Below are 18,459 nucleotides of genomic sequence, written 5' to 3' on the forward strand. Positions count from 1 at the left end.
ATCAAACTCAATGAAAAAGTGGTTTGCAGCCGGTACGCCGTGGATCTGGTTGAACGCTGGGGCGGTGAGCATCAGTGTGGTGATGGTGGTGGGGCTGTTGTTGTTGATTGCGGTACGCGGTTTGGGGCATTTTTGGCCTGCGGATGTGCAGCAGTACCGCTATCACGATCAAGGTAAAACCGTGCGTTTGATTGGTGAACAGGTGAGCGAAGAGTTGATCTCCAGTGAGTTGCTGCGTGAGTCGGGACAGACGGTGGCGGATGATCGTGAAAGCGTTAAGCGTTATTTACTCAAAATTGGCAACCGTGATATTGGGGGGCTTGATTTTGTCTGGATCACGGAATTGGGCATTGAAGAGCAGGGTCAGCCTGATGCGTTGATGGTATTGGAGCGCCGGGAGTGGGGCAATTTTTACGGTTATTTGAAGCAGGTTAAAGAACGTGGCCAGTTGGTTTCGTCCAAGCAGAGCCTCTGGTCTGAATTGCAGCAGCGTTTGCAGCGGGTCAGCCATTTTTATGAGCGCATTGAAAAAATTCAAAAATCGGAGATAGGAGCGGTCAATTATCAATTGGAGCGCCTGCGTCTGCAAGCGCGTTCGTATGAGTTAGAGGGGGGGGGCAGTGCGCAGCAACAGAGTGAGCTGGCGAGTGAGCGCCAGCGTTTGAATCTCGAATACGAGCGGCTGCAAAAAGAGTTGAATCAGTTGTTGCATCAGGTGAACCGTGACAGTTTGGTGGCCGAGGTTATGAGCGGTGAAACGGTGGAAATTTCGCTGCAAAAAATAGTGCAGGCGTACCGCCCCAACGAAATGAATGTGCTGCAAAAATTAGGGTTTTATTTCGCCAGCATCGGCTCTTTTGTCAGCGATGATCCCCGTGAAGCGAATACGGAAGGCGGCATTTTTCCGGCTATTTTTGGCACCGTTATGATGGTGTTGTTGATGGCCATTATGGTCACGCCGTTGGGGGTGATTGCGGCGCTCTATCTGCGCGAATACGCCCATCAAGGTTTTGTGACCCGCGCCATTCGTATCGCGGTAAACAACTTGGCGGGTGTCCCTTCGATTGTTTACGGTATTTTTGGTTTGGGGTTTTTTGTCTACTTTTTGGGTGGCAACATTGACCAGCTTTTTTTCCCCGAATCGGCTCCCGCGCCCACCTTTGGAACGCCCGGATTGTTGTGGGCCTCTTTGACCTTGGCGTTGTTAACGCTGCCGGTGGTGATTGTGGCCACGGAAGAGGGTTTGTCTCGCATTCCGCGCTCCATTCGTGAAGGCTCGTTGGCGTTGGGAGCCACCAAAGCTGAGACGTTGTGGCATACGGTCTTGCCGATGGCCAGTCCTGCCATTATGACGGGATTGATTTTGGCCATCGCCCGCGCTGCTGGTGAGGTTGCGCCGTTGATGTTGGTGGGGGTGGTTAAACTGGCTCCCACGCTGCCCTTGGATGGCAATTTCCCCTTTTTGCATATGGAGCGGCAGTTTATGCATTTGGGGTTTCATATTTACGATGTGGGTTTTCAAAGCCCTAATGTGGAAGCGGCACGCCCGTTGGTGTATGCGACGGCGTTGTTGTTGGTGCTGGTTATTATCATGCTTAACTTGACTGCCATTGCCATCCGTAACCGTCTGCGGGAAAAATTCCGCTCTCTTGAGAATTGAGGTTTTTTTTAATGAGCGATACCAGCGGCAGCAGCTCTGCCAATCACGCCATTGATGTGCGTCATTTAAGTCCTTCCCGACCGGCTTTGAAGTTGGAAGAGGAGCAGGTTTCGTTGCAGGTGAAGGATTTGCAGCTTTATTACGCTGAAAAGCGGGCGTTGCACGGCATTAATTTGGATATTCCGCAAAAAAAAGTTACGGCCTTTATTGGCCCAAGTGGGTGTGGTAAATCAACGTTGTTGCGCTGTTTTAATCGCATGAATGATCTGGTGGACGGCTGTCGTATCGAAGGTGAAATTACCCTTGATGGCGAAAACATCTACGCTCCGCAGGTGGATGTGCCAGATCTGCGTCGTCGAGTGGGGATGGTGTTTCAAAAACCCAACCCTTTTCCTAAGTCGATTTATGAAAATGTGGCGTACGGTTTGCGGTTGCAGGGAGTGAATAAACGCCGTCTACTGGACGAGGTAGTGGAGAGTTCGCTACGGCGAGCGGCGCTTTGGGATGAGGTAAAAGACCGTTTGCACGACAGTGCTTTTGGTTTGTCAGGGGGGCAGCAGCAGCGTTTGGTGATTGCTCGCGCGGTGGCCATTGAGCCAGAGGTGCTGTTGCTGGATGAACCGGCTTCGGCATTGGATCCAATTTCGACCTTGAAGATTGAAGAGTTGATCTACGAGCTGAAATCAAAATACACCCTTGTAATCGTGACCCACAATATGCAGCAGGCGGCGCGGGTTTCGGATTACACCGCCTTTATGTATATGGGGGATCTGATTGAGTACGGTGCCACGGATAGTCTGTTTACTAATCCAACACAGAAACAGACGGAAGACTATATTACCGGTCGTTACGGTTAATCTGAAAGGGGGTGAGCGTGGATAAGATGAATTTGGGTAAACACATCTCTCAGCAGTTCAACAGCGAATTGGAGGGGGTGCGTAATCGAGTCCTAGCAATGGGTGGGCTGGTGGAAAAACAGGTCTCCAATGGTCTGAAAGCGATGTTGGAGGCCGATGCCAAGCTGGGTGAGGCGGTGGCGAATGGAGATTATGAGGTCAATGCGATGGAGGTGGCGATTGACGAAGAGTGTACTCAGATCATTGCGCGTCGCCAGCCTGCGGCCAGTGATTTGCGGGTCATCGTAACCATGATTAAGACCATTACCGATCTGGAGCGCATCGGTGATGAAGCAGAAAAATTAGGTCAGTTTGCAGAGAAGATGGCGGCGAATGAGCGGGATCAAGATTATTTGATTGGCATCGGTCATCTGGGAGAGCTGGTGCAACGTCTGTTGCACGATGCTCTGGATGCGTTTGCCCGCATGGATGTCAAGGCGGCTTTACAGGTGGCGGGTGAAGAGCCAAAAACCAACCGTGAATACGAAGCGGTGATGCGTCAATTGATCACCCATATGATGGAAGATCCGCGCACCATTAAACGCGCCTTACAGGCGCTTTGGTGCGCGCGTGCTTTGGAGCGCATTGGGGATCATTCGCGCAATATCTGTGAATATGTGGTCTATATGGTGGTAGGAAAGGATATTCGTCATACTACACTGGAAGAAGCGCGAGACCGTGTGGAGAAGGGGCGTTAAGATTTTTTTGTGGGCTGTTCCAATGCCTGTGGCCGCGAGAGATAAAATCCCTGTATGTATTCAACCCCCAGTTCAGTCAGTTGTTGGTAAATCTCTTCATCATCAATGTGGCTGGCGATGACTTTAAGATCCAACATCTGTGCTACTTCCAGCAACGCTTTGAGAATCACCCGATCAGGAGAATGCTCGCCAATGTGCTTGGTCAGACGTGGATCAAGTTTGACAAAGTCAAAGGGATGGTCGCGCAGATTGGCCAAGGAGCTGGCGGAATTGTGAAAACGATCTAGGGTGAATTGGCAGCCGTGCTGTTTTAGTTCACGAATAAACCGGTTGGTTTTCGCCTGATTGCTGTTGAGAACCTCTTCGTTGATTTCAAAGCAGATGCGTTTTGCATCGACGTCGTACTGTTGCAAACGGCTGGTAATAAAACGCAGCATGTTTTCATCTTTCAACGATTGCAGTGAGAGGTTGATGGTAAACAGGGTGACGGTTTTTGCTTCTGCGGCGTGAGTTGAGATCCAGCGTAGACTCTGTTTGATCACCCAGCGATCCAGATCGGCCATCAATTTATTGCGTTCTGCGGTGGGCAGAAAAGCACTTGGCAGTAAAATCTCGCCGTTGTTATTGCCCCGCACCAGCAGCTCTAAAATCCGCTCTTTTTGTTGGCCACGAGCGGCAGAGCTGCGCCGCAGAGCATGAATGGGCTGAAAATAGAGGCAAAGTTGATGGTCTTGCAGACCGGCTGAGAGCGTGCTGGCCCAGCTGGCGGTGTCGTTTTGCCAATCGCTTTTTTGGCCACTATCATCGTAAATCTGGACTCGATTTCCGCCCATGGTTTTGGCTACATAACAGGCATCGTCTGCTTGCATGAGCAGTTCATGGACGTTATTGGCGTTGTTGTCGATGGTCACCAGACCGATGCTGGCACCGATGCTAAAGTGACGTTTTTTGCAGTGAAAATGAAACTTTTCCAGTGACTCACAGATGCTGTGACCGACCTCATACCCCTGCTGTTGTGAGCAGTGTTCGAGCAAAATGGCGAACTCATCGCCGCCCAGACGCGCCACTGTGTCGCGGGTGCGAACACGGTTTTTAAACTCCTCGGTGACTTGGCGCAGCAACTCATCGCCAGCCGCGTGACCGCAATTATCATTGATCTGTTTCAGTCGATCCAGATCCAGGCTTAACAGCGTGTGGCTGATGTTCTGATTTTTGGCCGAGTCGATGGCATGTTGCAGTCGATTTTCAAATTCGTTGCTGTTCACTAGCTTGGTTAGGGCATCGTGGCTGGCCAAATAGGAGAGCCGTTCACCTATGTGGTGTTCACGATGAGCGGCAGCCACGGTTAGGCCGGTAATCGCTGCAATCCAAAGCAGGGCGCTGGTAATCATTAAAAGTCGGGCATCATCGTATTGATGAAAATCAGGTAGGTAGAGGTTGCCCGCCGCCAGCAACATGAGGCTAATCATAACAAGAGCCAATGTCACACCTTGTTGAGCGGTGCGCAGTGCGGTCAGGACAATCATGGGAATGATCGGTAACAGCAACAGTGTCACGGAGAGACCTTCTTGCTGTGAGAGGCTCAATTGGACAATCAGAGCCAGACTGATCAGCAGTAGCAGCAACTCCAGCAGCGATTGTGGTTTGTACAGATCGTTGTTGAAATTGCGCCAACTGAGTAAAAAAGCCCCCATGATGAGCATGCCCAAACTGTTGCTGAGCCAATTGAGCGCCCAAAATTTACCGATGGGCAGCAGTGTCAAATTCTGCTGGTCGTAGAGTAAAAAACTGTGCAGTGAGGCGCTAAAAATGGGCGCGATAATGACGGCGATGGCGATAAAACGCATTACATCGTGGATGCGCGAGAAGCTGTGGCAAAACTGATAATAACGCAGCAACAAAATGGCAACGGTGGCGGAGAGCAGATCTGCCAGCACCAGCTCGACGCTTAGCAACGGTTCCAGTGTTTGCAGGGAGAGCAGCGCAGCAGCGATAAAGAGCGCTGGCCACAGACGTAAACCGTAGTGGTGAAGAAAAGCAAAAGCAACGCCGCTGGGCAGCCAGAGCAGGCTGGTATCGTTGTTGTGTTGTTGCAATTGCGAGAGAAAAACAGCCGCCAAATAGAGCAGGCTCAGCGCAAATGTGGCCATAAACCAGTGCAACACCTTTTTCGGGGTACTGCTGATTGCTTGGGTCAGTGTCGTTGACATAGCTGCAAATCCATTGGGCGACGGGGTGTCAGCAAAATCCTAACTTTTATGATTGCTCTTCAGTGAGAACAATTTCCAGTAGCGTGTCGTTTTTTTGACGTGGAATAATTCTAAGCCTACGGCAAATATCAGCGATTTTAAAGAATAAATTACCCGTTTATAGGTTAAATCAGGCTAACTCTAGTACTGGGTCACAATCGGTTGATGGAATTGCTTTGCTGTTTGAACTTGTTCCTGACTTGGATAACGGCGGGGCTGTGCTATGTTTAAAGTAGCTGTACACGTCAAGGAGACGATCATGTTACTGAAACAGAGAAGCAGTGGTCATATGGTTGAAGTGGCCAATTTGACCGATTTGATGAACTTAAATCACGATGAGGTTGTGGGGCGTTTTCAGGAGGGTGAAGAGGTGCAAGACCCTGATCATTTTAAAAAGCGCGAGTTGACCTTCTTGTCTGGTGAGGCCCTGCCCCGTTGTTGGCTGGATAGCGGCTATCGAGACGGTGAACCGCACCATTAGAGGGTAAAGAACGTCTGATTTGATCGACAGCGTGAGTGGTTTTCACGCTGTTTTTTTTAGCTGGTCAAACGCCGGTAAATGTCTGAGACCTTAAAAGGCAGTTTACGCACTTCGTCGATCACGGCGTAGTTGGCGGCACCGTACATGTGCGGCAGATAATCCCGCGCCTCTTCGTCGATGGTGATGCAGAAGGCATGAATGCCATCGCGGCGCGCTTCGATCAACGCTTGGCGTGTGTCTTCGATGCCGTATTGACCGCGATAACCGTCGTAGTCGTCGGGTTTGCCATCGGAGAGGGTGATCAAGAGTCGAATTTTGGCATCCACTTGGCTGAGCAGGGAGCTGAGATGGCGAATGGTTACCCCCATGCGGGTGTAATCTTTCGGTTGAATGCCGCTGATGCGCGCTTGTACCGTTTGGTCGTAGGGTTCATCAAAGGTTTTGATTTTGTACAGTTCGCAGCGTTTGCGCGTCATGCCAGAAAAACCGTAAATGGCGTAGCGATCTCCGAGGGTTTCGAGTACTTCGCAGAGCAGCACCAAGGCTTCGCGTTCCGCTTCATTGATCCAGCCCTGAGTGGAGCCGCTCATGTCCACCATAAACATTACCGCAATGTTGCGTTCTTCTTTGTGCATTCGAGTGAAGAGGCGGTCGCTCATCTCCAGTCCGCTCTGATAATCAGCGTAGGCGGCAACCAAGGCATCAATGTCAATGTCTTCACCAAAGGGCTGTTTTTTCAGCAGTTTGTCTTCGCCGCGCAGGGCTTCGAAGGTGCGGTGCAGTGATTTGGCGATGCCTCGGTGTTTTTGCAGGGTTTGGGCGACAAAGTTGTCGTATTGCGGGGTGATCTCCAGCTCACGCAGCGCGCACCAATTTTTGCGGTAATTTTTGCGGCCAAAATCCCATTCATCGTAGAGAAAAGCGCCCTCTTCATGATAGGTGCCTTTCCAAACGTCATTGGGATCCAGCGCGGTACTGGCTTTGTATTCACCAGGCCCAGCGGCGACCAGATAGTCCGGTGGAATTTCACCCAGATCTTGCAGAATCGACTCCATCGTACCTTGCACCTCTTCTGGCGGCGCGACGGGGTTGCCATCCAGTTCCAGCTCGAAGGTAAAACCGTCAGGAATGTCTTCGTTGGGCGTTTTTTTGCTGCTGAATTTATTGGGTTTTTTATTTGATTGCGCGCTGTCATTGTCAATGGCGCGTTTTTCTTGCTCTTCAACGATTTTGGCCAGCGCAATGCGAAACTCTTGGCGCTCTTTGGCGAGGCGCTTTTCCCGTGCCGCTTTGATTGCAGAGGGGTGTAATAGCCCTTGATAACAGCAGTGTGGCGGCAATTCGGCTGGTTGGGTTGTGTGCAGTAGGGCAAGGCTGTCGCTGGCTTTGGCGTGCGGTTGTTGCAAGATCTGCACGGCAGTGGGGAGAGAAGGCTCGTTTTGTTGATCCAATTGTTGGCGCAAACGTTTCATGTCTCGATAGAGGCCGGGCAGATCCCGTTGCAAGCAGGCATCGAGGCGAATGGTTTCGAGCTGATGGTAGTGACGCAAGGCGTGTTCAGGGTCTTTAAAGTGCGCCAGTTCCTGTTCGAGATCCAGCCGCCAAGTGCCGTACCACGTCTGTGCCCAGAGATGCACCGCGATGGCTTTGTAGAGGCGAAAATTTTCTTCACGGTTTTCAAAGCGGCTTAACAGGCGCGGTAGAAAAAGGGTGTCGCTGTCGGTGTGGATCAATTCACCGTTGCGCAGTTGCAGATGGCGACCGTTGAGGCCGTGAATAAAGCCTTCCAAAATGCCACTGATTTCATCCAGTGGCAGACCGCTGCACCGCTCTTGATAATCCACCGCGAACTGTTCCAGTTCACGGATGGTGGCCATCGCTGGCATGGTGCCCTGTTTGTCGTAGTTGTCCATCGCCTTGAGTAGCCAGACCTCAATGCCTTCTGGCTGCATTAAGTTTAGGGCTTTGTGGGCTAAAAAGCTGAACTGATAGGCCAGTTCGGCGTTGGTTTTGGCCACGGTTTTGACCCAAGTGAGGACAAACTGCTGTTGTTGGGCTGAGAGTGTGGCCAGTTGTCCGGCTTGTTCTTCGGCGGGGTATTGGAAGGAGAACTCAGGATCAATGCAGTTGTCCAGAGCCTGTTCCATTTCGTGGGCATTTAGAGCCTGAGTCAGAGACATAATGGGTGCCGAGGGTTAGTGAAGGAAATTAAACATGCGACGACGGAACTGGCTCACTAAGGGGTCGCCTTCAATGATATTAAAAATCTCCAGCATCCCCTTGCGGGCGGCATCGTCGTTGTAGCTGCGGTCTTTTTGCAGCAAGGTGAGCAGCAGATCCAGTGCAGCCTCAAATTCCCCTTGGGCTACTTTGAGCGCGGCCAGTTGGTAGAGGGTTTCACTTTCATTGATGCCCTGTTCTAGCTGCTGTTGTAATTGAGTTTCGCTGTGTTTACTGCTTTGTGCGATTTGGGTGAAGTGCGCTTGAGCCTGCAGACGCAGAGCATCGCTGCTGTCGCGGGCATCTCTGGGCAGTTGTTTCAACACTGCTAAGGCCTCGTCCACTTGCAGACTTTTTAGTAGCAGTTTGGCGTGGCAGAGTGTCAGCTCGCTTTCTTCGGGCTGTTCTGCGCGGGTTTTTTCCAGCAGTTGCAGTGCGGTACTCTGCTCTCCTGCTTGAAACAGGGTTTCGGCTTGTTTGGTGATGGACGGTTCTTCTATCGATTCGGGAGCGGCGGGTGGGGCGGTGATGTGTTTGCTGAGCAATTCGCGGATTTCACTTTCTGGAATGGCACCCATAAATTCATCAACAATCTGGCCTTGAAACAGCACTTTGACCGTTGGCAGGCTGCGTACCCCAAATTGAACCGCAATCTCTTGCTGTTCGTCGCTGTTAACCTTGGCAAGGATGAATTGGCCTTGGTACTCTTCAGCTAATTTGCTCAAGACGGGAATCAGTGCTTGGCAGGGTTGGCACCAATCGGCCCAAAAATCCACCAATACGGGTTGTTGCATGGAGCTGTTGAGCACCACTTCTTCAAAATTTTCTAGGGTAACGTCAACGATGTACTCTGAATCGCTCATGATCTCTTTTCCGGTAAATTTTAATTGTGGCAAGTTTAGCAACTTTCCAAAGAACTGCTATCCTTCTCTTGCTTGAGGGGCGTGAATGGTATAGTTTTTAGCCCTCTTGATCGTTTGATCATTTTGAATAAGAAAGAAAGGAATAAATATGGTTTTGCGTAATGCTCTTACTGCTGCTGCGGTAGCTTTGACTCTCTCTGCGTGTGCGGTAGATGATCCCAATCAGCGTGCCAAAATGGGGGCGGCGATTGGGGCGGTTGCGGGCGCTGTTTTGGGGCATCAAGTTAACGGTAAAAATGGCAAATATGTGGGTGCTTTGGTGGGTGCGATTGCCGGAGGTGCGGCGGGCAGTTACATGGATAAGCAGCAAAAAGAACTGGATGATGCCTTGGCAGCAGAGCAGCAAGACGGTGCGGTGACCATCGAACGTTTGGCGGACAACACCGTACGTCTGCGTTTGAGCAGCGAAGTCTCTTTTGATGTGAACAAGTCCAGTTTGAAACCTAATTTTGAACCGACCCTGAATAAGTTGGCGACGGTTTTAGGTAAATACGACAGCACTGTGGTTCATGTGGTGGGTTTTACCGACAGCTCAGGTAAAGAGTCTTATAACTTGGATCTCTCCAAACGCCGTTCTAATTCGGTGATTAACTATTTGGTGGGTCGTGGTTTGCCTAGTGATCGTCTGCGCGTTGAAGGTCGAGGTGAAGCTCAGCCGATTGCGGATAACGGCAGTGCTGCGGGTCGCAGTCAGAATCGTCGGGTTGAGGTTTATTTGAAACCAGTGATTGAGGGACAAGAGAATCAGGCTTATCGCTCTCCTGTGTAACTTGATTGGGTTTTATTTAGCACGCTGGGTGTTCTGCCCAACGTGATTCACGCGGTGGTGTGTTGATTTGTAGACGACTTCGCTATGCTTTTAGTTTCTATTTAACCTTTTTGAGCTTTTTCAGGGTCTTTTTGATCATCTTGAGTGACAGAGGGATATAACCGTTGTTACTGATAATCTCTTGACCTTGTTTGGAGAGCATCAGCTTAATGAACTCCCATTCAACTTCAGCTACGGGTTTTGTTGGGTCTCTGTTGATGTAAACGTAGAGGAATCGTCCTAAGGGGTAATGTCGATTCAGGGTGTTTTCTGGGGTCGGTAAAACGAGCTTTTGGCCTCTGCTTTTGGCCATAGGAATGATTCGCACTGACTTGTTTTGATAGGCCATACTGGCGTAGCCAATGCCTCCAAGAGAAACGGCAACTTTCTTGGTGATGCTTTCAAAGTTCTCTTCTTGTGAGACCTCTTTTCCGTATGCTCCATTGCAGAGTGCGCGTTTCTTGATGTAGCCATAGGTACCGGATTTTTTGTTGCGGCCGTAGGCGTGTATGGTTTGGTTCTTCCATTTTCCTGTGAGGCCCAAATCACCCCAGACTTTTATTTCTTTATGTTTGCCGCATTTGTGCTCATGAGAGAAGATCGAATCGAGATCGGCAAAACGTAAGCCTTTGATGGGGTTGTCTTTATGAACGTATATGGCCAGCGTGTCCATAGCAACAGGGATTTTGGTGGGTTTGTAACCGTATTTTTCTTTGAAGGCCTTTACCTCTGTGCGTTTCATTTTTCGGCTCATGGGGCCGATGTTAGCCTCTTCTTTAATCAGGGCTTTGGGGGCGGTGGAAGAGCCTTTGGCCTTTATTTTTGTCTGTACGTTCGGGTGTCTTTGTTTAAAGGTAGCTTGCCATTGCTGCATGATTTTTTCCAGACTGTCGGAGCCGACGCTGGACAAGGTACCAGAGAGCTCGCTGGTGGTGCTGTAGTCGGGGAGTGTGGAATCAACAGGCAGGGCTGCTTTCGCGCTGCCGGTTGTCAGACAGAAACCGATGCTGAGCAGCGGCAGTAATAATTTGTTGTTCATGAGTTTTTATCATCCAATGATGTGAGTGAAAAAGATATGTGCAAGGATCTTGATAGGCCACCTTCTATTTATGGATGGGCTATCAAAATAAAACAGTCTGAAACGATGTTCAGCCTGTTTTGTGCGGAGAGAACAGTCTTCCTTGAGATCTATTGTTGCTGATCTTGGAAGAAAAGCTTGAGTTGGTTCAAAATATCCAGCGTACCGCTGTCTGTGGCAATTTTCTTTTGGGGTGGGGTAGCACGAGAGAGATAGTCTGCAATTGCCCTTGTCTCGGCTTCGGAGAGTGTTTTGACAGCATCAAGCATGGCGGTTGGCACGATGCGTTTGTTGTTGCGGACATTTTTTAACTGTCGTGTCAGATAGTTAAAATGTTGTGCTTGCAAGCGAGGAAAAGCCGCTGCGGCCAAGCCTTGGGCTTCTGTGCCGTGACAGATGGAGCAGTTTTTGGCGAAGAGTAACCCTCCTAGTTTGAGTTGACGGGCATCACCCACCCCGTTATTGGTGCTCATGGGCAGTGATTCAATGTAACTGGCCACATTGATTAAGCCTTGATCACCCCCCAGTGTTTTGGGCTTAACGATCTCATCCATAAAGGGGTTGATACGGAATCTGTGGCGCATGTCCAGAATTTGTTTGACGATCACCTGTTTGTGTTGACCAGCCAGTTGAGGGTATTGGCCATTGGTTACGCCCCAGCCTTGTGCTCCGTGGCAAGCGGCACACACGTTTTTATAAAGCGTTTCACCTGCTTTGATGTCGGCTTTGAGAGCGAGGATTTTATTCCCTTCTTCTCCAAGAGGAGTCCACTCAATCACTTTTTTCTCTTCAGCGGCAGCATCACTGAATTGAGCCATAATGTCGGCCATATGAGCCAGAGAGGCGTTTTTCTGCTTGGGTGGTTCGATGCGAGACAGATAATCGGTGATGGCGTAGAGGTCTTTCTCTTTTAGTTTTTTAACAATGACGCTCATCGCCACAGGTACTTGCCGTTTTCCTACTTGTACATTTTTTAGTTGGCGTAACAGGTAGGCGTATTGTTGGCTTTGTAATTTTGGATAAGCAAAATCATCATTGCCCTGTCCTGCTGGACCGTGGCAGACGGCGCAGTTTTGTTGGAAGATGCGTTTGCCACGTTTCACTAGGTGGCCATTGCCTTTACCGCCGTCTGTACTGAGGGGCAGTAGAGAAATGTAGGTGACCACATCGGCCAGATCTTGATCAGGCAAATTATTTTTGGCCACAATGAGATCCATTGGTGGGTTGAGGCGGCGTTTGTGGCGAATGTCCAAAACCTGTTTTAGGAGCACGCTTTTGTGCTGACCTGCGATTTGAGGGTATTCACCGTCTTCCGATCCCCACGCTTCTAAGCTGTGGCAGCCCGCACAGAGTTCACCGTAGACCTCTTCTCCATTTTCTACATCCACTTCAATGACGTTGATTCTTTTATGTTCTTTATCGGGCGGTGTCCATGCTGCCGATGCCGTGAGGCTAAAAAACAGTGATATAAGGATGGCAAATGCGTAGTGGTTCTGCTTCCTGCTGGGTCTCATGACGATTATCTCCATAAAATTAAGGTTAATACTAAGATCAACCCTTGTTTGTCAGTATTGTGCTGTTATTTAAGTGTATTTTCAAAAACCTAGCTTGTGTGAAAAAAGCGGTTTTCAGTTGATGATCCTACTTAGGTTGTAAGGTAATTTTCTGACAAATTGCCACATCGTTGGATAAATAAGGGTACAATCCCGCTCTTCTTGATTTTTCCTCCGCTCAGGTCGCCGTTTTGGTGGTGTGAGCCGCATTTTTATAGGTTCCCTGCATGTCCACTGATACCGATATCCAATTTTCTCAATTGGGTTTAGCCGCCCCGATCCTCAAAGCCGTCCAAGAGGTCGGTTATGAAGTGCCGTCGCCGATTCAGGCACAGAGCATTCCACCGTTGCTGGAGGGGCGTGACTTATTGGGTCAGGCGCAGACCGGAACAGGTAAAACGGCTGCTTTTGCTTTGCCGTTGTTGAGCCGCCTGGATGTGAGCCTTAAACATCCACAGATGTTGGTGCTGGCACCGACTCGCGAGTTGGCCATTCAGGTGGCCGAAGCGATCCAGACCTACGCTCGTCATATGAAAGGCTTCCACATTTTGCCGATCTACGGTGGTCAGTCTATGGGCATTCAGTTGAAGCAACTGCGCCGTGGTGCGCAGGTGATTGTGGGTACGCCAGGGCGGGTGCTTGATCACCTCAATCGTAAGACGTTGAAGCTGGATAAGCTCACCAGCTTGGTGCTGGATGAAGCCGATGAGATGTTGCGCATGGGGTTCATTGACGACGTTGAAACCATTTTGGATCATTCGCCTGACGAGCGCCAAGTGGTGTTGTTTTCCGCCACCATGCCGGATGTGATTCGTCGTGTAGCGAATAAATACCTGAAAGACCCGATTGAAATTCGAATCAAAAATAAAACTGCGACGGTTTCTACGGTTGACCAGCGTTATTGGCAGGTGAGTGGCACACACAAACTGGATGCTTTGACGCGCATTTTGGAAGCGGAAGATTTTCAGGCGATGATTATCTTTGTACGCACCAAAACCGCCACCGTTGATTTGGCTGAGAAGCTCGAAGCGCGAGGTTATTCAACTTCGCCGCTCAACGGCGATATGAATCAACCTTTGCGTGAAAAAGCGGTGAATCGGCTGAAAAAGGGTTCTCTGGACATCATCGTCGCCACCGATGTGGCGGCGCGTGGTTTGGATGTGGAGCGCATCACCCATGTGATCAATTACGACATTCCCAATGACACCGAAGCTTATGTGCATCGCATCGGTCGTACCGGTCGTGCCGGTCGAAAGGGCAGTGCGATTTTGTTTGTTGCCCCTCGTGAGAAACGCATGTTGCGCTCGATTGAACGCGCCACGCGCCAGCCCATTGAGCCGATGACGTTGCCGAGTCGTAATGACATTAAAAACCGGCGTGTGACCCAGTTTAAAGAGCTGATCAGTGAGACGCTGGAAAGCCAAAATCTGAGTTTTTTTGAAGAGGTCATTGATGGCTTTCAACAAGAGAAAAACGTTGGCATGAGTGAAGTCTGTGCAGCTTTGACGTATCTGTTGCAAAAAGATCGCCCACTGCAACCGGTGGAAAAAGACATCAAGCTCAAGCCGCAACGAGAATATGAGCCGCGTGAAGGCCGTGATGCTCGTGGTCGCCCTGAGCGGGGTGAGCGCGGTGAACGAGGCCGTGGTGGTGATCGTGAGCGTAAACCGCGTCGTGGTGCCGAGGACAAGCCCGGTGAAGGCATGCAGCGTTTCCGTATCGAAGTGGGACGTGATGACGATGTGCAGCCAAAACACATTGTTGGTGCTATTGCCAATGAAGCGGGGCTGGACAGTTACAATATTGGTCAGATCAAACTGCATGATGCGTACAGTACGGTTGATTTGCCATCGGACATGCCACGCGAGGTGTTTAAACATTTACGTAAGGTGTGGGTCTGTAGCAAACAGTTGCAGATCACCAAGCTGGAAGAAGGCGAGCGTGCTCCCAAACGTACTTTTTCGAAAGCGGATAACGGTGATAAACCCCTTAAAGTGAAACGTAAAAAGAACAAAAGTCGTCCGCCCACGGAGTAAGTTCTATTTTGCTTGTTTGATTCTCGTTTGCTGGTTAGAGTGGCATTCCTTTTTGGGAAAAAAATTCGAGAACAGTTATGGGGTGTAAAATTAAACGAGCGGAGTGGGTTTGGGTCTCGGTGATGATCTTGGCCTTGCTTGTTTTAGTGCTGTTTTTGCAGCTTAGACCGTCGGCGTATCTGAGCTACGAGTTGTTTGTTATTGATCGTGGCCAGCAGCATGAAACGGGGAAGCTTGAAATCGCTGTGCCGGATTTTGGCCGTTTTATGCTTGATCGTGTGGTGGGTCAGGAATTGTTTCTGCTGTCGCTGAATTTACCTTGGGTACTGCCTACAGATAAGCCGCTAACGCTGGCCGTGGTCACTCGCGAAGCCTTTTATGAAAACGGTCAGCGGCAAGCGGTGTTGCTGCCTACGGAGCAGTCGCTGTTTGAGATGGGTTCTGTAACTCAATTTGAACAGGGAGCGGCACGTTTCAGTGTCGATCGTGCTCAAGGGCGTTACCGTTATATGGGCTTTTTTCAGTTACAAGATGAACAATGTTCTAGTTTCCAGCGCTGTGTCTATCAACTGAAAATGGTGCAGCCCGATATGGGTCGGGCGGCGGAGAGTTTTCGTTTGTTACGTCCTTAATTGAGCGCGTCTTGCATCAAGCGGCGGTAGTGTTCCACCAATGGCCCTTGGTTTTTCAGCAAACGGAAGGTGGCCAACAGTGCTTTTCTAGCGGCTTGTTCACCAAAATGAGGTACTTCCGTCATCAATTTCAGCAGCTCTTGCAGACCTGCTTCAAACTCGTGTTGCAAAATTTGCTGAATCGCCAGTTGGTAACGGCCGCGATGGTCATCGGGGTTTTGCGCGATGCGCTGTTCAAGCTCGGCTCTGCTGGGGCTTTTTTGTTGAATACGAATAAAGCTCAACTGTGCAATCAAGGCCGCAATCTCTTCTTCTCTGCGTGCCTCTTCGGGCAGATTACTTAGCAGTCGGTAGGCTTCATCAAAACGCTGCTCTTTCAGCAGCAGTTTGCTGATCACCTCAGGGACTTTTAGGTTGTCAGGATCGTCGATGACGGCTTGCGCCAGTACATTGAAGGCTTGACTGGTGTTGCCATCACGGTAAAAAACCAAGGCGTTGGCGATCTGTTGGTCGGAATCACGGGCAACAAATTTGGCTAACAGCGTTTTGAGGCTGTTTTCGTCTTGGTAGCCGTGCAGCGTTTGCTGTACGGTTTCGTTGCGAAACAGCTTCAGGGTCGGCACACTGGTAACGCCGTAATCGGCGGCAATTTTTTTCTCCTGCTCGGTATCGACATTGACCAGTAGAAAGCGCCCTTCCAACTCGTGTACCACTTTATCCAGCAGCGGATATTGGCGCAGACAGGGGCCAGCTTTGGGATTCCAAAAGTTAACCAGTACGGGGCCTTGATGAGAGTTTTTCAGTACTAGGTCGGAAAAATGGGCTTGGGTGCCCTCATGGATGTAGGGTGAGTTAAGATTGGCAGCAGTCATGGTGACGGGTTCGTTGCTCGCAATAATGTTGAAGGTATGCGGGGCATTTTGTTCTTTTGTCCAGCTCGGGGCAACGGTTGTTTTGTTAAGGTTTTCTTGGATAATTTTGATGTCAGATAATAGAGGTGAGATTTTATGTTAATTGAAGGGCCGTTTCATTTTTCTGTATTGGATAACGATTATGGTGTGCGTGAGTTGCATTTGCGTTTCAGTGCTGACTTTCAAGCGTTGGCGGTGAACAAACAAGCGGAGCAGATGCAGGCGTATTGGGCGAGTTTGGAAAGCGAGTTGGAAAACTTACCCGATTCCGACCCCAACTTACAGGGCATGTTGATTGTGCAACAAGTGACGGAGCAGCTTTTGCCGCACATTCAGTCCGGCGAAGTGCCGTTGACAGAAGAGATTGTGATTCAGATTCAGCCTGACAGCCCACTGTCTCAGTTTATGGGCATTGAGATTGAAAGCAATTCCCATTAAACCGCTTGCAGAGTGGTCTGATGCAACGGCTTATGAGTATACCCAAGGTCATGACAGTGCTCTTTGGGCGTGGCAGTTTTTGCGGCGTAATTCTGAGTACCGCCGAGACTGGGTACAGTTTTACACGACTTGGCAGAGTTTAGAAGAGGCGTATGGCAAAGCGCCGAAGCGTGATTTCAGCCGATGGAAAAACGATCCGCGAGCGTACGCTGATCAAGGGCTCTGTGAAGGGCTGGAGGAAGAGGCCGGTTTTGGTTGTGCGGGAGATGGGGGCAAGCTGCTGATTGAGTGTTGGTTGGGTGCGAAGTGGGGTTTTTATAAATTTCCGCTTAATCCAGAATATGCCCAGCCAAAGGTAGGCGAAGAGTTGCTCTGGCGCGAGGTGGAGCTGCAAGCGGTGCGGCTGTCGGTGCAGAGGTGTGCTGCTTATCTTGACTCCGATTGCACCTTGGCCTTTGGCTTTGATTTGAGTCTGCCGCTCAAAGAGCAGTTGGCGCTGGTTAAACGTGAGTTGCAACAGCAGAAACGCCAGCAGCGTGAGGCGATTCGTTGTCAGACCGTACAAGGTTTGGCTGCGCGCTGGTTGTTGATGTTGCGCGTGTTGGATGCCTCGGGTGCAGGGATTGAGGCAGCGCAGATAAGCGCGGCATTGGCGCTGGATGTTGTGTCGTTGCGCAATCTGCAACAACAAGCGGAGGCGTTGCGTGACGGTGCTTATCGGCAGATGTTGTTATTGGCCGAGAGGTAAACCGGCATGACGGGTTTCGTCATCGGATAAGATGCGTTCTTGGATTACGCGCCACTGGCCATCGTCCTCTTTCGCTAATACCACCTCAACCCCGCTTTGGCTCTGTTCACCTTCGTTGGTTAGGGAGACTTCAATGGTTTTAAACATGACGCGCTGCTCCGTGGCGGCGATCATCTTTAGGCCGCTGTAGTGCAGCGAAGCCAGTACGTTGTTGGCAAATTCATGCTCACATTGGTTGAACCAATCCTGATAACCGATCACTTCAAACTCTGGCACACCGTGAACCTGCACCTCTTTTGAGATTAGATTCATGTGGGCGCTGAAATTACCGGCGCTGGCGGTTTGGGCGCTGTCGTCTAACCAACGTTGGGCGATCTGTTCGGACATTGTGTTTTCCTTGGGGCTGAAAAAGGGTGCGCCTATTTTAGCTTTGCAGGCTCAAAAGGGAAGCGCTCTGTGTTATCAACGGATGGCTTCGGGTATGATTGCGGCTTAAATTTTAGGAGAATGTCATGGCCGAGCAACGCATTGGAATAAATAAATTTGTCGAGTTTACTTACCAGATCACCGACGACCTCGGCGAGGTGGTTGAGAAGATGGATTTCCCTTTGAACTACATTCACGGCCACGGCAGCGGTATGCACGACAAAGTGGAAGCGCAGATGAAGGGCAAGCAGGCGGGCGATAAAGTGACCGTGATGCTGGAGCCGGACGAAGCGTTTGGTCAGCCTGATCCTGAGCTGATGTTTGAAGACGATGTTGACAACGTGCCAGAAGAGTTCCGTTATGTGGGTGCTGAGGCGATGTTTGAAAACAGCAACGGCGAGAGCAAAAAGTTCGTCGTGTCTAAGGTGGAAAACGGCAAAATCACCTTGGATGCCAATCACCCGCTGGCAGGTAAAACCGTGGTTTTTCGGGTTGAGATCAAAACCGTCCGTGACGCCACTCGTGAAGAGCTGTCGGGCAAAGTGGCGACGGGACGTGAGTCTGGTGAGCAGTACGGTTTTTCTGATAATGGCGCTGATAAACGCACGTTGAATTGAGGTCGGTAGGGGCCGATTCCATATCTGCCCTTTTTCTGTGAATTCAGCGTCTAACAATTCAGGGTGGATATGGAACCCACCTCTA

At 50.2% G+C, this 18,459-nt stretch carries 17 protein-coding genes; 10 read left to right on the forward strand and 7 right to left on the reverse strand.

What is annotated here, in order from left to right; all coding sequences use genetic code 11:
• Window positions 1-10: 10 nt before the first annotated feature.
• From pstA to phoU, 3 genes are read left to right on the forward strand one after another with little or no spacing between them, the layout of a single operon-like run.
• Complete coding sequence (pstA, locus tag Q9O24_02880; protein MDQ7074099.1) at window positions 11-1,660, forward strand: phosphate ABC transporter permease PstA; 1,650 nt, start codon at window positions 11-13, stop codon at window positions 1,658-1,660.
• A gap of 11 nt (window positions 1,661-1,671) precedes the next feature.
• Window positions 1,672-2,517 carry a phosphate ABC transporter ATP-binding protein PstB gene (gene pstB / locus Q9O24_02885; protein ID MDQ7074100.1) on the forward strand — a complete coding sequence of 282 codons (846 nt, stop codon included), beginning with the start codon at window positions 1,672-1,674 and terminating at the stop codon, window positions 2,515-2,517.
• Between the two features lie 26 nt (window positions 2,518-2,543).
• Window positions 2,544-3,254 carry a phosphate signaling complex protein PhoU gene (gene phoU / locus Q9O24_02890; protein ID MDQ7074101.1) on the forward strand — a complete coding sequence of 237 codons (711 nt, stop codon included), beginning with the start codon at window positions 2,544-2,546 and terminating at the stop codon, window positions 3,252-3,254.
• On the opposite strand, the gene Q9O24_02895 is transcribed toward phoU, so the two are convergent.
• Entirely contained in the window at window positions 3,251-5,464 is a 2,214-nt protein-coding gene (locus Q9O24_02895; protein MDQ7074102.1) for an EAL domain-containing protein, read from the reverse strand. The genes phoU and Q9O24_02895 overlap by 4 nt on opposite strands.
• 298 nt (window positions 5,465-5,762) lie before the next feature.
• On the opposite strand from Q9O24_02895, the gene Q9O24_02900 reads away from it, so the two are divergent.
• Window positions 5,763-5,984, forward strand: coding sequence for an acetyltransferase (locus Q9O24_02900; protein ID MDQ7074103.1), 222 nt, complete (start codon window positions 5,763-5,765; stop codon window positions 5,982-5,984).
• A 56-nt stretch (window positions 5,985-6,040) separates the two neighbouring features.
• Here Q9O24_02900 and Q9O24_02905 read toward each other — a convergent pair whose 3' ends face one another.
• Entirely contained in the window at window positions 6,041-8,164 is a 2,124-nt protein-coding gene (locus Q9O24_02905) for a nitric oxide reductase activation protein (protein ID MDQ7074104.1), read from the reverse strand.
• A gap of 15 nt (window positions 8,165-8,179) precedes the next feature.
• Complete coding sequence (gene trxA / locus Q9O24_02910) at window positions 8,180-9,067, reverse strand: thioredoxin (protein ID MDQ7074105.1); 888 nt, start codon at window positions 9,065-9,067, stop codon at window positions 8,180-8,182.
• 148 nt (window positions 9,068-9,215) lie between these two features.
• On the opposite strand from trxA, the gene Q9O24_02915 reads away from it, so the two are divergent.
• Complete coding sequence (locus Q9O24_02915; GenBank protein MDQ7074106.1) at window positions 9,216-9,896, forward strand: OmpA family protein; 681 nt, start codon at window positions 9,216-9,218, stop codon at window positions 9,894-9,896.
• Window positions 9,897-9,993: 97 nt separating this feature from the next.
• On the opposite strand, the gene Q9O24_02920 is transcribed toward Q9O24_02915, so the two are convergent.
• Window positions 9,994-10,974: a phosphate ABC transporter substrate-binding protein gene (locus Q9O24_02920; protein ID MDQ7074107.1), complete on the reverse strand. Its 981-nt coding sequence runs from the start codon at window positions 10,972-10,974 to the stop codon at window positions 9,994-9,996.
• A gap of 149 nt (window positions 10,975-11,123) precedes the next feature.
• The gene (locus Q9O24_02925) at window positions 11,124-12,527 is read right to left on the reverse strand and encodes a c-type cytochrome (GenBank protein MDQ7074108.1); all 1,404 of its coding nucleotides are present in this window, start codon (window positions 12,525-12,527) and stop codon (window positions 11,124-11,126) included.
• Window positions 12,528-12,793: 266 nt separating this feature from the next.
• Here Q9O24_02925 and Q9O24_02930 point away from each other — a divergent pair, with 266 nt between their 5' ends.
• Together Q9O24_02930 and Q9O24_02935 are read left to right on the forward strand one after the other, a co-directional pair.
• A complete protein-coding gene (locus tag Q9O24_02930) occupies window positions 12,794-14,602 on the forward strand; it encodes a DEAD/DEAH box helicase (protein ID MDQ7074109.1) in 1,809 nt (602 codons plus the stop codon).
• 77 nt (window positions 14,603-14,679) lie between these two features.
• Entirely contained in the window at window positions 14,680-15,234 is a 555-nt protein-coding gene (locus Q9O24_02935) for a hypothetical protein (GenBank protein ID MDQ7074110.1), read from the forward strand.
• Here the strand turns inward: Q9O24_02935 and Q9O24_02940 are convergent.
• Entirely contained in the window at window positions 15,231-16,106 is an 876-nt protein-coding gene (locus tag Q9O24_02940; GenBank protein ID MDQ7074111.1) for a tetratricopeptide repeat protein, read from the reverse strand. The two genes, Q9O24_02935 and Q9O24_02940, sit on opposite strands and share 4 nt — an antisense overlap.
• A 135-nt stretch (window positions 16,107-16,241) precedes the next feature.
• Between Q9O24_02940 and Q9O24_02945 the strand changes: the two genes are divergently transcribed.
• Both Q9O24_02945 and Q9O24_02950 read left to right on the forward strand, forming a co-directional pair.
• Complete coding sequence (locus Q9O24_02945; protein MDQ7074112.1) at window positions 16,242-16,583, forward strand: transcriptional regulator; 342 nt, start codon at window positions 16,242-16,244, stop codon at window positions 16,581-16,583.
• Window positions 16,564-17,331 carry a DUF6499 domain-containing protein gene (locus tag Q9O24_02950; GenBank protein MDQ7074113.1) on the forward strand — a complete coding sequence of 256 codons (768 nt, stop codon included), beginning with the start codon at window positions 16,564-16,566 and terminating at the stop codon, window positions 17,329-17,331. The genes Q9O24_02945 and Q9O24_02950 overlap by 20 nt, the downstream gene beginning before the upstream one ends.
• Here the strand turns inward: Q9O24_02950 and Q9O24_02955 are convergent.
• Window positions 17,314-17,718, reverse strand: a complete 405-nt coding sequence (locus tag Q9O24_02955) for a hypothetical protein (GenBank protein ID MDQ7074114.1) — start codon at window positions 17,716-17,718, stop codon at window positions 17,314-17,316. The two genes, Q9O24_02950 and Q9O24_02955, sit on opposite strands and share 18 nt — an antisense overlap.
• A 125-nt stretch (window positions 17,719-17,843) precedes the next feature.
• On the opposite strand from Q9O24_02955, the gene Q9O24_02960 reads away from it, so the two are divergent.
• A complete protein-coding gene (locus Q9O24_02960) occupies window positions 17,844-18,374 on the forward strand; it encodes a peptidylprolyl isomerase (protein ID MDQ7074115.1) in 531 nt (176 codons plus the stop codon).
• Window positions 18,375-18,459: the final 85 nt, after the last annotated feature.

It is taken from the genome of Gammaproteobacteria bacterium, from assembly GCA_030949385.1.
Lineage (GTDB): Bacteria > Pseudomonadota > Gammaproteobacteria > JAUZRS01 > JAUZRS01 > JAUZRS01.